The following is a 15384-nucleotide window of genomic DNA, read 5'->3' as shown; positions in this document are numbered from 1 at the left end:
TATAATGCAAATTTTTAAGCTTTTCTATACTGAGAGGGTAATGCCAGAACTTAATGTGGAATTCATTAAGGGAAGTAATCCCGAAGTATTCGGTATTCAGGTTAAACCGGAGAATTATAGAGAGTTTATGAATTCACATTATAACTTGCTCCGCCGTTACAAGGTACAGCAACACATAATGTCTAATTATAAGTTCATACAACTTATTAAGTCTAAAAGTCGGTTTGGGATTCATATTGGTGACATCAAATTTACCGAAGAGGAAGATCTTGTTCAGACTAACAATGAAATGTATCTCGAATTACGCAAGGCAATTTCGGCAGATGATTTTAACTCGGTAATTGAATGTCTTCAAGCCCTTGATGCAGATGGTTATAAAATATCTAGAATTGAGTGTTTCACTGAAACTGGCGAGCGTATAAATGTTCATTACAATGGTACGATATCCTTTAGTAGTTCACTTGAAACGATGGAGCCATATATAAAGAATAGTTTATTGATTGATTATCTGGTAAAAGGTCCTGAGGTGTTACATTGAGGGACAGAATAACTGCAATTATTATAAAAACATTCTCGGACGTATTAGCCATTTGGCTCGTTTTTTCATTGGCGAATGATTCATTGACTCAGTTATTGAATGCTCATGGGTTTTCTGATCCTAAGGCTGTATTGGGTATAGTATCGGCAATAACGCTTGCAGTGTCAGGGCTATTGATAATCTGTTTAGAACTATTATTTTTTCATGTGTTATTTAAGCCCTTATCGATTGAAGTAGGCTTTTTGAGTAAAAACAATCGTCCACTGACAAAAGAAAAGTTGAAAGCCACTACAAATCCGATGGACTGCCAAGCTGATTACAAACTTAATGTTGAAATAAGTGGCGGAAACCGACTTACAAATCTGTTATTAAATGCTCTTGGGAGCGACTTGGTCATTAAGTACAGACCAGATGCATATGACACAGAGATATCGAATGGCTGGGCAACAACACCGCTGCAAAATCTATATAAAAATCGTAGTGGACAAGTAAGATATTATTGGACTGACTCATTAAGAGGCCATAATACAATTGATGAAGAAGATGCCATCATTTTAAGACCAGAGCTTATAATCAAACCTAAACGATTTGACGTCCATAAGTGCAACGTAGATGTTAGCTTACGGTCTTCTGAAAAACGACGGTTTCTCTTAAGAGCGGTCTTTTTTACACTTAAAATTTTTTTGGTTAAGTATGAGGTAAAGTCATTCAGAATAATTTTTGAATAGGGGACTTATTAATGGCGAGCACCGTATTTTACCGGTTAACAGCCGATATTGCTAGTCTTGAGAACGTCATTGAAAATATATTAACTATTAGGAAAGTTGACGATATACGACACGTTACTGAAGAACAGTTGGCACGAATTCCACAAGAAGAGAGAACCTTTGTTTCAAAGTGGAGGTCGTATGCCGATTATCCGGGTATTTCCACTTTACAAATGCCAAACAATCAAACAATAAGGTTTCTTGTAAAAGAGGCTTATGTGGAAACCTCAAAATATCGTAGGAATATGTTCGAAAACGATGAGTTGCTTCCTAAAGCCCAGAGAACAATTTTTGAAACCGTAAGAACTGTTTTCTTTGAACGCAGTGACAGAGTCTATGTTGCTATCTTTACAACAAGCCAAACAGCACTCAACAAAATAAAGCAAAAGTTGTTTGAGGATGAGACCTACATAGATACATTAGATAATGATTACTTAATTGATGGCGATTTGTTTTATTGGTTGTTCTATAAATATGAAGAGAAAAATAAGCTCATTGCAGAAAGGTTTGAAGTTGAAGCTATTTCGGGCTTTTTAGGGAATATTGCTGATGAAACCCATATAATTAGAGGAGAAAGCGAAGTCACACCCACGTTACTCGTAACAAAGGCATTTGTTAGTAAATTCCACCCGATTCGAAGTTTGAATGTTATGTTGAAACTCGATGACTATCGCTTAAGTTTTATTTTTAATGATCTGTGCCAATGCTCTATAAGTTCTAGCTGCCGAATTCCGAATAACCGCTATGATATTGAAGTAGCTTCAGCACTGGTTATTTATGCGTTTATTCTCCCATACTTATCTCATTTATTTGAAACTGATGAAGAATGGAATCCGGATACAAAAACAGTTTTTGCAAAACGTATAGGGAAGGAAGTAATCAAAGAGATTGCAGACTTTCACGGGATTGATTTGAAGAATCTTGATTAGTACACCAGGGGAACCCCCTAGTGTACTATTTTTATTTTAGTTTACCATATCAAGTGATACGGTGAACCGTATCATAAGTAGGGCGAAAAGTTGGGTGTTGGAGGATGGTGTGAGAGTGTTAGTGAGTGTGTGAAATTAAGGAATTGCAGAGCCTCTGAGACTTTGAATTTCAGAGGATCTAGTTCTTTTTGACTAGAAAACAGTCCGTTATTTCCCACGATATGGTATTAATGAAATTAGATAATGTTTCGGATACAGGGCTAAAACAGAGGTATTCTTGAAGTTCGTGAATACAAGAATGGTATCGGAAATCATAAGTATGTAAGGAGAATTGAGATGGATGAAATAATTCTGACGTGTTTTCACTGTGGGAACAAAACATCAATGAAAAGAGTTGCCAGTCATGAATTAACAGATCATGATGAGATTTTTGATTACTCTTTCAGTTCTTATAGACCAGCATACGTTGTTTCCTTATACAAGAGATGGAATGTTTATATATGCCCTGTATGTAAAGAAATAACTGTTGAGAGAGTAACTTCTTTTAGCGAGGAAATAGGTCCTGAAGGTGAACCGATTTATAACAAAAAACTTATATATCCGATGAATTCTAACGACACTAATTATATCCCAGACACAGTAAATGATGCATTTGTGGCCGCGTTAAAGGTAAGGCATCTTGATGGTGCAGTTTGTATAATGGCTTTGCGCAGAACCTTAGAGAAAATGTGCAAAGACAAGGAAGCGAAAGGGAAAGATTTGTTCGATAAGCTTAAAAATTGTCAACGCCGGAATTAATTTGACCCACTAGCGTCGGGATAATTTTGACCTTCCTGAGCGCTTGGTGTCGAATAGATTCCGGTTTTTAGTTTTTCCTTAAGTCGGTAGCTGCTCCCACGGATGTTTACGACGTGGGAGTGATGTAACAGGCGGTCGAGCACAGCTGTAGCAAGAACGGGATCGCCCATGAGTTCGCCCCACTCGCCGAAGCTCTTGTTACTGGTCAGGATCATGCTTCCCTTCTCGTAGCGTGCGCTGACTAATTGAAAAAATAGGTTTGCAGCAACGGAATCGAGGGGGAGGTATCCTACCTCGTCCACGATGAGAATCCTGGGACGAAGATAGACCCTCATTCGTTTGTCCAGGCGGTGTTCTTCGTACGCTTTTCGTAAATCGCTCACAAGTTGAGCAAGCGAGACGAAATACACCGGCAAACCTTGCCCAATGGCCTCCATCGCGATGGCAACAGCCAAATGCGTCTTGCCGACGCCAGGAGGACCGAGAAGCAACACGTTTTCTTGCCTGCCGACGAATGTCAGTGCCGCCAGTTCACGAATGAGGCGCTCGTCGAGACCCGGTTGAAACGAGAAGTCGAACTCGCTCAGCGTTCGTCGGTAAGGCAAATGTGAGAGCTTCATTCGAACTTCCACGTTTCGACGTTGACGCTCCTGAATTTCAGCGTCCAGCAGCTCGTTTAGGAAAGAGAGATACGTACTTTGGCTGTGGCTAGCGGCTTCCAGCTTGGCATCGAGCGCCTGAGCCGCTTGCTCCAGACCGAGTTCTTCCAGACGGAGGCGGGCTTGTTCCAGCTCGATCATGCGCCCACCTCCATCAGGCGTTCATACACATCCAGCGGGCGCACTTCCACGTCTTGTACAGGCACCTGAATGCCTTGAGGCTTCGGATAGGCATATCCCTGAGCTGTACTTAGGTTCGCGTATTGGTTCTCGCACATGACGAGCGTCCGTGACCGGTATTGCTTCTCATGCCTTGCGATGAGCTGCTTCTCGTGGTATATCTCGACGAACCCGTTCACTTCCCGCACTTTTACTTCACGGCCGCTGAACCACCACGGAACGCCATAACGTACGCCGTCGTAGCTCACAAAACCGTCGCGGCTTGCTTTCCGTGGCTCAAAGCGGTACTTGGCCCAACGCTCTGCAGGCGGGAGTGCACCGAGCCTCTCTTGTGCCAGACGATCCATCGGTCTTTCGCCAGTGGTGCCGTGTATGCGCCGGTTTTGTTCATCACACCAGCCCCTAGCTTGGCGGTTTAAGTCTCCGAGATCCGTGAACTGCCTGCCCGGCATAAAATTCTGCTCGATGAATTGAACGCCTCGCTCGACCTTTCCCTTGGTTTGGGGGCGTCGTACGCGGCACACCTTGGGGATCATGCCAGTCGCCGCGGCAAAATCTTCGAACAGGGGATGCCATCTCGGCTTTCGATCATCGCCCATGCCGAGGATGACCGTTTTCATCTGGTCGGTCAGCATCGTCTTCGGTACGCCGCCGAAGTATTCCAGGGCGTTCATCAGGCAGCGCAAGAAACTGTGGATGTCGCAGCGCTTCGTAAACTCGATGTACATCGCTCGGGAGTAGCCCAGCACCATTGCAAAGACAGGAATCTTCCGCACTTCGCCGTTCAGATCGACGTACTCGCAAATCTTCCAATCCACCTGCGCTTGTTGTCCGGCTTTCGTCTCATACCGCTGCACCGCCGGCGCCTGTTTCGGCGGTCGATAGGGCTTCACATAATCCTTGATGATCGTGATTCCGCCGGTGTAACCTCGCTCCTTCAGAAGGCGAAGTAGTACTTCACAATTAAATATTCCTTTGGCCAAATACTGATCCAACATGGACTTGAACGGATCTAGCTTTGAAGCTTTTTTCTTCCGTGGACGAGGCTCCGGGATGTCGTCGGCACGAAGATATTTCCGAACGGTATTTCTTGAATGTCCCGTTTCCCGGGAGATTTCACGTATGCTCTTGCCGCTTGCTTGCAGTTCGTGTAATCTAATCACAGTCCCACTCCTTAGCATATGTCTCCCCTCTGAAGCTACTTTGGTCGGTAATTTCAGAGAGATGTATTCTACAGGGGTGGGTCATTTTCTTTCCGGCGATGTTGGGTCAATTATATCCCGGCGGTGACAAAAATCTTCAAACGCTAAATATATTGCCACCTATTATGGATGAAATCTCATACATACTCAGAAAAGAAGGTAATTCTGCTGCTCATGCGGATGATGTTGAGTTTAGTGCTGAGATAGTTGAACAGATGATAGAGTTTACTGAAGTGATCTTAGATTACGTGTATTCATTGCCAGCAAAGATTGAACAGGCACAGTTAAGAATAAATAAATCGGAGGAGATGTCATAGAAGTTGTCCCATTAACATCGTATTCAAGCATCACTGCTACGCCGCTCGGCCTGCCCGAAGCTAATTCGAGAATTCGGGTTCGGGAATACGTAAGACATAGGCGATATTATTTTCTTGGAGGTACTATTTATGCAGGATGAACCGTGGGAGATTGAACAAAAAGGATATGAGAGGGGCACAAATCCTTTGCTGGGTAGATTCTCTAGAACTTTTAATTTTGACCCAGTTCCATACGGAAGTAGTCAACGCAATAACTTTAAGGAACAACTAAAGAAAGATCTGATTGATATTAATTATGTTTACTTTGGGGAAGTAAAGCTTGAAATCATCTTATATTTAAACGAACAGAAAAGGTATGAAACACCTGATCTAGCGGATTTGGATAATTATGCGAAGCTTATTTGCGATTCACTAAAAGGAAGTGATGGTATCTTTATAGATGACTGTCAAATTCAATCTTTAAACATATCGTGGATCGATACAACAAAAAAGGGCTATTTCGAAATTAACATTAGTGGTCATCCGGATGAATATCTAATGAAACCATTAAAAATGTATGAGATGGAGAATAGTCTTTACTATCCATTATCGGACAAAATCTGGACAACAGAAGGTATCATAGAGGAACCAATTGATACTGAATTGTTAAATATTTTAAACAAAATGGTTTCCAATAGCAAAAAGAGAAGGCACTATCTGAGGATGGAAGGAATAGAACAAAACAGGGCGTATTTTCTTAGCCGATACCTAGCCCCGATACTGACAGGTTTTCACAAAAATCGTGTTATTGATTCTGGTTTTGAACTAGTTGAGCTGGAAAATTGGAAAGAAAATAACTTCGTCTAACACCGCATTCACGCATCGGGCCATTCGACCCTCGGTCCAGTAGAAAGGGCTTGAAGTAAATTGGCCTGGGTCGTAATCAGATACATGGAATGGGATCAGCCGTCGTCCCAACTCTACGCCGACAGGGTATTGGCAACGCATTAATGGATGCCATTGAACAAATTGCATTCGACAAATATGGAATTGTTGGAATTGGCGTTGGACTCTATTATGATTACGGAAATGCACAACGACTCTATGCTAAGCGTGGTTATATCCCTGACGGAAGAGGAATATTCTACGAAGGAAAGCAAGTGGAACCAGGTAGTTACGTGCAAGTTGGACATGATCTCGTCTTGTTTTCGACTAAAGAAAGATCTAATGGTATTTGAGGTTTTCACCTAACAGGCACGATAGTTGAATCACCTACAACAAGGCTGCCGAGTACTTCGACAGCCTTCAGAGCAATTTTGCTGATATTGTTCTCTCATTAAAAGAAATCTTCGCGTTTTTTCAATAAGGCGAACGAATGAAATGCTTATTTTCGGAGCGAGGCATTATATCGGCGAGTGTATATAAACCAAGTAATGCTTGCTGTTAATAATGCCGACGAAATCAAAGCTGTAAGAACACTATATGTTCGCCAAATAAGTATCGATGACCAATCTAATGCATAGCACATTATAAACTGGACAATCGTAGCAATCAGCAAAATAGCTGTTACGATTATTCGCTTTTTTGTCATTGGCTGCCGCTCATTCGTTTTCCTTCTGCGTAATCCTAAGAGAAAGAACAGAACAGCCAAAAGGCAAAGAATAATTGTGGCAGACGACAAAATGATGTCCAAAAGCTGTGTGCCGCTTATTCCATATGACTGCGTCAGATTGCCGTCTAATATATCTTTAACTTTCAGTACCATGTTTCTATTGATATTTTCGCCGTTGGTCAGCAAGCAGATGGCTATTCGTTCATTTGGCAGTATGACCACTTCGGTTCCGAAATTGGGATTGCCCCCTGGGTGCTCTATAATCGTTTGGTTGGCGTTTACCGACCAGCCCGCCGCATAATACATTTCGTTGACAGCCGGAACAGACCTATCACCCTGATGTGATTTCTCGATAACCGTATGGAATATTTCAGGTATGTCCTGCACAATACCCATCTGTATGCCCATCCAACGCGCCATATCTTTTGTACAAGAAATGATGTAGGCTGCGGGTTTATTCCCGGAATAATCCGGCGCGTTATATGGAGTTGTCCTAAAAAAGGAAGAACGGTAGCCCTGTGCCAACTGTCCGGTAGCTTGAGCATCTTCTTTATAAACATACGTCTGGTGAAGACCCAACGGCTGAAATACCTGTTCCCTCATAAAGTCTTCATAGCTTTGTCCCGACACAATCTCAATAACCAGACCTAATACGTCATAATTAACAGTTCCATAATTATACTGCTCACCAGGATAGAACGACAATTCAGAATCTACGAGCATTTCTACGGTTTTTTGCAACATATCCGGCGTATTGCCTTGTGGAATGTTTTGACTGTGACTGCCATTTGTTAAGCCGCTAGTATGGTGTAAAAAGTTATTGAGTGTAATGCTTTGCATATCAACGTGTTTCCCCTGATACTTTAACGTAAACCAAGGCAAATATTTCTGGATAGAGTCTGACATTGACAGCAGTCCTTGTTCTTCCATCAGCAGAATACCCATGCCGGTAAAGGCTTTACTTACCGAAGCCAGCTCATATAGAGTATTTTCACTTGCCGGCAGCACCTTTTCACGATCTGCGTACCCGGAAGAAAAGTAGAGCATTTCATTGTTCTCAAGTATGGAGATTGATATTCCCGGTACACCTGATATACGGCTTGCATCATCCAACAATTTTTGTATGGAATCAGATTGCGAATCTGATAATGCATAACTTGGTGTTGCGAATCCGGTGAACAGTATAAGTAATGCAATCATAAAGACAATAATTTTTTTCATAGTCTCTCCATTCCGAAAAAACTCCCGTACGGAAAATATAAATAATCCGCAGTACGCCTTATTCCCCTAAAGTGTAATAAGATATATATTATGAAGCTTATTATTGCAAAATCTTATTGTATGTGAAAATCATACGATATAAAAAATTAGATTGCTATCATAATCTTCTACTTACTACGAACTATTTTGCTAGGAACACAAAAAGCATTTTGAGGCGATTTCCGAAAAAAAATAATAATATGGGAGATTATTACCTTATGGACGAGTTCTTTTGATAGGAGTTAAGTTCGCTTTATAGATGATATGGTGAGCCGTATCATAAAGTGACGGCAAAAAATTTGATTGGTGAACATGGCGGGACCAGGTCCTGTTGTGTTTTGATGATCCTCATCCTTGCTTACCTCCTCAAAATGAAAATGACCCCTCGAAAAAGGGCTCTTAGTACTGAGTCAAAAATATGATATATGTAAGATATTGGATTTGATTTGGTGTTCAGAGAAACAAATCGGAAGAATCGCTCCAAAACGAGGAGGTTACATATGAGTTCTATTCTAAAAGTTATAGAAAAGCTAAAGTTGAACGTCTTGAATGTTGAAGATGTTCCAGAGTCATTTTGTTCTGATGTATACAAACCTTGAGGCCAGCAATGCCGCCGCGCTGTACGCTTAGGTACAAGTTTCGTTGCTTAACCCAGGCCCAAGAGGCGGCTATTATGTGAAACGGAGCTGGTTCATTTTATTAACGGGACACGATAGTTGAATAACACATATTGTTGAGCAGGCTACCGCGGCCTGCTTTTTCATTAACCTAACGGGCAGGAACGGTATAAATTCTTGAATACATAAAACAAAGCAAACTGGGCAAATTATGGACTGGTGATGATATGAATAGAAAATTTATGTCCATTCTGGTCCTTTTCATTGGGACTATACTATCCATTCAGTCAGCAAATGCTGCTCAACCGAATGGCGAAGCGTCTAAAGAAAAAGATTCGATTGAATGGGTCGCTTTATGGGGATTTCCTCAAACAAGAGAAGACCGTCTGGAACGTATGTTAACAACTGAGTTGCAAAGAAGGACACTACTAGCCCTACAAGAAAAAGGGTACTTGAAGACAGGAAAAGAATACGTTTATTGGTTTGACCCATTTCAAGTAACGGATATGAGACAAGTCGAGGGTGGTTTTTACGAGTTAGATGTATTAGCCACGGTCCAAAGAGTTATAGACAATAAAAGAGACAAGAAAGTTAAGATGTATACAATCACATTCAATCATAATTACGAATCAGGATTCATCGTGACTAAGGTAAGTGAAGTATAACGAGACACTAGTATGAGTTAACGAAGACGATAGTTGAATGACATACAATCAGGCCGTCGATTACTTCGATGGCCTGATTGTGCATGATCGGAAGCTTGATCATAGCCGTTGGATCGGGTATAAAGGTTGGCAACTATGCGCCGCGGTGTAATTTTCGCCGATAGCCCCGTTAAGCTGAGCCTTATCATAAGTAAGGCAAGTTTTTCCTAGGGGCTTGTGTATTTGACGACAATATTTTACAATTATGAATGAAATTCTCCAAAGGAGACGAATGTATGCTAATTAATCGATTTCTTCGATTACATAATTTTACTGAGCATCCGTTTACAAAGGTTGCGGGAGAAAAAGAAGAACTGCTTGAGTTGTACTTTGTTGAACCGCGGTATTTTTCGGAAGCTCTAGGTGATGCCAACCATCCAAAGTCGTATGTCATATTTGGACCACGTGGCGGTGGAAAAAGTGCAATTCGTTCTATGATTGAATTGTATTGTAGCACAGAAAAATTTGAAGATGACATTGGCGGAAAGGTATTGTCGATTACTTATGACGATTTTACCGCCCTTAGGTTAGGGCAACTGAATACAATTACATTAACGGACCACGTCAATGAGATTTTAAAACGAGGAGTAGCGAAATTAGCCTTATCTCTTGTAGAACAAGGACGAGTTGGTGATGATTTACCAACTGCGAGTAGAGGGCTCTTACGTTGGTATATAGATGAATACATGACCGACCTTTCAAGGCTGGAGTTAGACAGTATCCTAAGGGCTTTAGAAAGCAAAAGTGAAAAGATTAAAAGTTTAATTTTAAATGTAATGGAAATATACAATACGCTCATAAGTGTATTGAACTTAGAAAAGATTGAACCATCTAAACCAACCGAAATTCCAAAAACAAAACGTGATGCCATAAGTTCCATCCACGTTATGGAGACTTTCACCAGACTGGCTGAAGATGTTGGATATAAAGCGGTATACATATTGGTCGATAAAATCGATGAAACAGATTATACCGGTGGGCAAAGTAACAAAGCTGCGAGATTAGTGCATCCATTGTTAACCAATATTCGGTTGCTTGAGATCTCGCGAGGTGCATTTAAATTCTTTTTGTGGGAGAACGTTAAATCACACTTTGGAGATGAACTCCGCACCGATAGAATCAAAATGAAGCCTACTGAATGGACAGATAATGACTTAGAGCGAATGTTGGTTGGACGGATTGGTGCATACAGTTTAAAACGGGCAAATATTGACACTTTATTTAAAGAAGATATTAAGAACGAAATTATAAATATTCTTGTTAGACTATCTTATAAATCTCCACGGGACCTCAACCGCTTGATGGAGTCCATTTTTGCAGAAACGGCCGCTGAAGCACGCGATGATGATTATAAGATAGGCAAAAATGCTGTTATCCAAGGCATCGAAAAGTTTGCACAAGAACGATCGATTGAACTTTATGGGAACGAAGTAGTTTCAAGGGTATTGAGGATGAAGAGGCCCATTTTTACAATTTCTGATGTTGCAGCGACCTTTAAAATAACTGGCGGAAAAGAGGCAAGAGAAGTCGAAGAGATACCCGACAGAACTGCTACAAATCGTGCACGTAATGTAGTTGAAAAGTGGAAGACAAGTGGAATTATTGAGCAAGTTGAATCAGGAATACAAACGGACTTCAGTGGCAGAAGAAGACCGGTTAATCAATATGGTATATTAGACCCGAGGGTTATTTACATGATTGACCCCAATTCTTTTATGCAACAACTAATTACTGTATAGTCAACTAGAGAGGCTGTCCCAAAAGTAAACTTTAGAACACCCTCAGCAACAAATATAGGATGGTATTCGTAAAAAACGAAGGAGCTAAGCGGCCTGTTCTCGCCTAGCTCCTTCGTTTTTGGCGTCCACGGCAGCTTTTTTGAGTAAATTGTGGGCAAGAGAAAGCCACCCGACCTCCAGACTTACTTTTGGTAAGCCTCGAAGCAGGAACCTTTTAAAGCCTCGGTTGTTCTTCATATCGCCAAACACAGGCTCCGGCTCGATCATGCGCCTTACGGCCAGGGCATAACCTTCTTCACTGCGGAGCTTTTCCCTTGCCTGGTTCTTTAGCCGCAAATACTTCATGCTAACTTTGATCTCGCGATCACCTTGGGCTTTTGTACACTGCGGCTTTAACGGACAGTCCTCACAGCCGACGCTTCGGTAGTGTCGGTATTCAATCTCATATTCGCTTTCTGTTTTCTCTTTACTCAATCTTTGGAAATGGAGCGTTTGTCCAGACGCGCATGACCATGTATCTTGCCTGCCGTTATAGGTCCAGTTGTCGATCTTACTGATATCCTTCTGCCATGCCTTACTCTTTTCGCGGTGATACGTGCTGTACTTAACAATCGCTTCGACTTCGTTCTGCTCCAAGTAGTCATAATTTTCTTCGCCGCCATAGCCCGCATCGGCGATGACAGTTTTGGACAGCTTCCCAAGCTGCGATTTTACTTTTTCAAGATGCGGGATGAGGCAACGGGTATCGGTCGGCCGCTGGTGCAAACTGTAACCGACAATGAATTGATTTTCGGTGCCGATCTGTACGTTGTATCCCGGCTTGAGCTGGCCGTTCCGCATGTGGTCTTCTTTCATTCGCATAAATGTAGCGTCATGGTCCGTTTTGCTGTAGCTGTTTCTCGTGCCTAAAATCGCTTCCTGAGTCTCGTACTTCTGAAGGCGAGGAAGCAAGTCCTTGCGGAGAGTGCGCACCGCCTTCTTAAGCGGCTTGTCCTTTGGTTTCTCCTGCAGACGCTCCTCCAATTGTTTGACGGCTTGCTCCAGCTTTTCACTGGTGATGGAAGAGGACTCGCCCAACTCGAGAAGATCCTTGCCGCCGTGCGTTCCTTCTTCTTGCTTCTGGGCTTCCTCTATAGCAGCGAATAAGGTCTGCACTTTCTCCTGGAGCTTGGCTTTATGCTTCACGACAGCTTTTCCCCAAACAAAGGTGTACCGGTTGGCATTCGCTTCGATCTTCGTGCCATCCAAAAAGTAATGCTCGAGCTGTACGTAGTTCTCCTCAGCCAGAAACTGAAGAACGGCGGTAAACACAGTCTCTAGTACGCTTTTCATTCGTTCTGATCGAAACCGGTTGATGGTGCGGAAGTCCGGTCTTTGCCTGCCCGCGATCCACATGAACATGATGTTTTCGCGGACAGCTTTGGCGATCTGGCGAGAGGAGTAGATGCGCTGCGTGTAGGCGTAAATGATGACTTTGGTGAGCATTTTAGGATTTTAACTGTCTCGTCCGCCTCCAGGGTAAGCCGCGTCGAAGATGGCGTCGTTGAGACGATTGACGGCGGCGTTGACCACGCGAACGAGGTGATTTGGGGGGATGTCTTCTTCTAAATCCATTGGTAAACAGAGTTGATCCATGGTATATTGAATGTACAAAAAAACCTCTCCTTTTGGGTAATGGTTGGTGGTACTTCCATTTTACCAAAGAGTGGTTTCTTTTTGTTGACGAAAAAAAAGAGGGTCGTCCCTCAGTCATCTATGATGACTTTTGGGACACCCTCTTTTAAACTTGCCGTTAAAGACGACATATCCGGAGTATGAGCCCTAGGCTGATAGGCCATATTTGGGCACAAGCGGAAAATTATGTATTAAAAGAGGCGAGAGAACTGTTCGGATAGCGGAGAAAGATGCTGTATATGTTTGTCCCCCTAGAGATGGATTCTAGGGGGACTTTTGTGATGGCATTGTCTTCTAAAACAGTATCATAATTTGACATGATTAGTGATTATGATAAACACATCAAATATAAAAGGCATTTGACCAAATCAAAAAGGGAGTGTTTATGATGGCAGCTTATGCTATTGAAGAAAAAGACAGTTTTATCGTTCTAGGTATTGGAACGGAGTTGAAGAGCGATTACAGGGATTATGCCGGCATGAACAGAGAGAAGGAAAGCTTTTGGCGGGAAGTGGAGCAGGATGGAAGGCTTGAAGCTATAAAGGCTATAGCGGCGAACGACTACATTTTTGCCGTAAACGAAGCAGTAAATCACAAGAGGATGTACTATGCAGGCGTCATGACAGAAGCATCGGTAACGGAAGAACACAGGTTGATCCAATTTCCTAAAGGGCCATGCCTCGTCATTAAAGGCGAAGGGAAGACGGCTGATGAGTTGAGTAGTATGCTTACCGGCATTGCCTTTAGTCAAGTCTTGCCGGAAGCCGAAAATTTCGCCTATGTCGGTGGGCCAAATGCAACGGTTAAGATGGGGCAGCGAGACGGCTTCGTATATGGGGAAATGTGGATTCCGGTTGTTAAAAAATAAACTAGGCCAGAGGAGGAATGAAAATGAGTGTGACCATTGCTCATGAAAAAAACACGAAGGTAGAATCCCGCTCTATTGGACGGAAGGCCGCTTATTGGACCGTTACCATTATACTCGCATTCTCAATTGCATTAAGCGGAATCGGGCAGCTGATGCGATATGGGGGAAATGTCGATTTAGTGACCGATATTGGTTTCCCGTTATATGTCACGAATATTCTTGGAGCTTGGAAGTTGCTTGGAGTCATTGCGATTATAGTGCCAGGTTTGCCTCGGCTTAAGGAATGGGCCTATAGCGGTATCTTTTTTCTCATGACGGGTGCGGCTTTATCTCATGCGTTTGCTAATGATTACGGCGATTACGGATTCCATACCATTCTTCCGCTGGTCTATGCTGCGCTTGTCATCGCCTCCTGGGCGTTGCGTCCGAAAAGCCGCAAACTCTAATGGACATAAAGAGATTAGAGGCGAGATGCAAATGCTCTATATCGTTGATTGAAGTAGTAGAACTAGCTGGTTTACGTGTGAATGGTACCCTGATTATGAATCTGCTAAAAGTGAAGTAATGTTAAAAGTATGAAGATGGTTACCCCGAAACGCTGGTTCAACATGATGCAGCTTGTCCACATCGAACTGCACCACCTGTCCGACCCCAGAGCATTCCGGGCACATGCCGGCCGGGTCGTTAAACGAGAAAACATGCGAATTGCCGGCAAAAGGCTTGCCGATTCTGGAGAAGAGCAACCGGAGCATGGCATAAATATCCGTGATTGTGCCGACCGTCGAACGGGAGTTTCCGCCGAGTCGTTTCTGGTCGATAACAACCGCCGTGGACAAGTTCTCGATGCGATCGGCATCCGGCTGACTAAACCGGGGCAGCCGATTGCGGATGAATGCGGAAAACGTCTCGTTAAGCTGACGCTGAGCTTCGGCGCTGATGGTGTCGAAAACCAGGGAAGATTTGCCCGAGCCCGAGACGCCGGTAAAGATCGTGATTTTGTGCTTCGGGATGCGGACATTCACGTTTCTAAGGTTATTCTCGCGTGCTCCTTCAATTACGATATCATTGACTTTCATAGCCTCTCCACCTCGGAGTTCTATTTTCTAAGCTTTCGGTGTAATGAAAAAGCGGCGATCGAAGACCGGAAAAAAGCCTTAGACTTGCCGCCGCGGTTAGTCTGAAACTAACGGGTTTTATCATTGGAATATGCGAAGTGATTAGTTCTCGTCCAAATGATAAATTAGTTGTACTACACCTGAGGAGAACGTTCTTGTACTAACGATTTTTAAATTCAATCTCTGTTTTATATCCACAAACAGCGGTTTTCCTTCTCCCAAAACAACAGGGTGAACAGATAATCTAAATTCATCAACAAGTCCTAAATTGATAAAAGTTGTAATAAGACTTGCTCCACCATATAGCCAGATGTCTTTACCAGGCTTATTCTTTAATTCATTTACTTTTTCAAGAATACTACTGGACAGTGAAAAGTTCTTGTCGAAAAATTCATGGGAATAAAGGTTAAAGGTGCATACAGGAAA

General features: G+C 42.7%; 14 protein-coding genes and 2 pseudogenes. 10 read left to right on the top strand and 6 right to left on the bottom strand.

Going from position 1 to position 15384, the window contains the following annotated elements:
* Positions 1–4 precede the first annotated feature (4 nt).
* From ACFQ03_RS21760 to ACFQ03_RS21745, 4 genes are all read left to right on the top strand, one after another.
* Positions 5–538 carry a hypothetical protein gene (locus ACFQ03_RS21760; RefSeq protein WP_204519451.1) on the top strand — a complete coding sequence of 178 codons (534 nt, stop codon included), beginning with the start codon at positions 5–7 and terminating at the stop codon, positions 536–538.
* Positions 535–1266, top strand: a complete 732-nt coding sequence (locus ACFQ03_RS21755) for a hypothetical protein (protein WP_379290946.1) — start codon at positions 535–537, stop codon at positions 1264–1266. The genes ACFQ03_RS21760 and ACFQ03_RS21755 overlap by 4 nt, the downstream gene beginning before the upstream one ends.
* A gap of 11 nt (positions 1267–1277) precedes the next feature.
* Positions 1278–2234 carry a hypothetical protein gene (locus tag ACFQ03_RS21750; protein ID WP_204519449.1) on the top strand — a complete coding sequence of 319 codons (957 nt, stop codon included), beginning with the start codon at positions 1278–1280 and terminating at the stop codon, positions 2232–2234.
* A gap of 336 nt (positions 2235–2570) precedes the next feature.
* Positions 2571–3032 (top strand): DUF4145 domain-containing protein, encoded by a 462-nt coding sequence (locus ACFQ03_RS21745; RefSeq protein ID WP_379290944.1) that lies wholly within the window; start codon positions 2571–2573, stop codon positions 3030–3032.
* Here ACFQ03_RS21745 and istB read toward each other — a convergent pair.
* Entirely contained in the window at positions 3029–3832 is an 804-nt protein-coding gene (gene istB, locus ACFQ03_RS21740) for an IS21-like element helper ATPase IstB (RefSeq protein ID WP_379290942.1), read from the bottom strand. The genes ACFQ03_RS21745 and istB overlap by 4 nt on opposite strands.
* Positions 3829–5052: an IS21 family transposase gene (gene istA, locus ACFQ03_RS21735; protein WP_379290940.1), complete on the bottom strand. Its 1224-nt coding sequence runs from the start codon at positions 5050–5052 to the stop codon at positions 3829–3831. The genes istB and istA overlap by 4 nt, the downstream gene beginning before the upstream one ends.
* A 467-nt stretch (positions 5053–5519) precedes the next feature.
* On the opposite strand from istA, the gene ACFQ03_RS21730 reads away from it, so the two are divergent.
* Positions 5520–6236, top strand: a complete 717-nt coding sequence (locus tag ACFQ03_RS21730; protein ID WP_379290938.1) for a RusA family crossover junction endodeoxyribonuclease — start codon at positions 5520–5522, stop codon at positions 6234–6236.
* A gap of 89 nt (positions 6237–6325) precedes the next feature.
* Positions 6326–6607 carry a GNAT family N-acetyltransferase gene (locus tag ACFQ03_RS21725; RefSeq protein ID WP_379290936.1) on the top strand — a complete coding sequence of 94 codons (282 nt, stop codon included), beginning with the start codon at positions 6326–6328 and terminating at the stop codon, positions 6605–6607.
* 146 nt (positions 6608–6753) lie between these two features.
* On the opposite strand, the gene ACFQ03_RS21720 is transcribed toward ACFQ03_RS21725, so the two are convergent.
* On the bottom strand, positions 6754–8202 hold the full coding sequence (locus tag ACFQ03_RS21720; protein ID WP_379290934.1) for a serine hydrolase domain-containing protein: 1449 nt from the start codon (positions 8200–8202) through the stop codon (positions 6754–6756).
* Between the two features lie 883 nt (positions 8203–9085).
* Between ACFQ03_RS21720 and ACFQ03_RS21715 the strand changes: the two genes are divergently transcribed.
* Together ACFQ03_RS21715 and ACFQ03_RS21710 are read left to right on the top strand one after the other, a co-directional pair.
* Positions 9086–9523, top strand: coding sequence for a hypothetical protein (locus ACFQ03_RS21715; RefSeq protein ID WP_379290932.1), 438 nt, complete (start codon positions 9086–9088; stop codon positions 9521–9523).
* 275 nt (positions 9524–9798) lie between these two features.
* Positions 9799–11301, top strand: a complete 1503-nt coding sequence (locus tag ACFQ03_RS21710) for a P-loop ATPase, Sll1717 family (RefSeq protein ID WP_379290930.1) — start codon at positions 9799–9801, stop codon at positions 11299–11301.
* Positions 11302–11385: 84 nt separating this feature from the next.
* Here ACFQ03_RS21710 and ACFQ03_RS21705 read toward each other — a convergent pair.
* A pseudogene (locus ACFQ03_RS21705) lies at positions 11386–12954 on the bottom strand (IS1182 family transposase).
* Positions 12955–13363: 409 nt separating this feature from the next.
* Here ACFQ03_RS21705 and ACFQ03_RS21700 point away from each other — a divergent pair.
* Positions 13364–13843: a GyrI-like domain-containing protein gene (locus ACFQ03_RS21700; RefSeq protein WP_379290928.1), complete on the top strand. Its 480-nt coding sequence runs from the start codon at positions 13364–13366 to the stop codon at positions 13841–13843.
* A 23-nt stretch (positions 13844–13866) separates the two neighbouring features.
* Positions 13867–14289: a DoxX family protein gene (locus ACFQ03_RS21695; protein ID WP_379290926.1), complete on the top strand. Its 423-nt coding sequence runs from the start codon at positions 13867–13869 to the stop codon at positions 14287–14289.
* Between the two features lie 168 nt (positions 14290–14457).
* On the opposite strand, the pseudogene ACFQ03_RS21690 reads toward ACFQ03_RS21695, so the two are convergent.
* Positions 14458–14919, bottom strand: a pseudogene (locus ACFQ03_RS21690) (excinuclease ABC subunit UvrA); the annotation flags it as partial.
* Between the two features lie 141 nt (positions 14920–15060).
* The coding region (locus tag ACFQ03_RS21685) for a dihydrofolate reductase family protein (protein WP_379290924.1) at positions 15061–15384 on the bottom strand (324 nt) is incomplete at its 5' end.

Origin of the sequence: Paenibacillus residui (genome assembly GCF_042677205.1) — a bacterium.
GTDB lineage: Bacteria > Bacillota > Bacilli > Paenibacillales > NBRC-103111 > Paenibacillus_L > Paenibacillus_L residui.
Note: the sequence above shows the minus strand (reverse complement) of the source record. Positions and strands in the feature narration are given on the sequence as shown.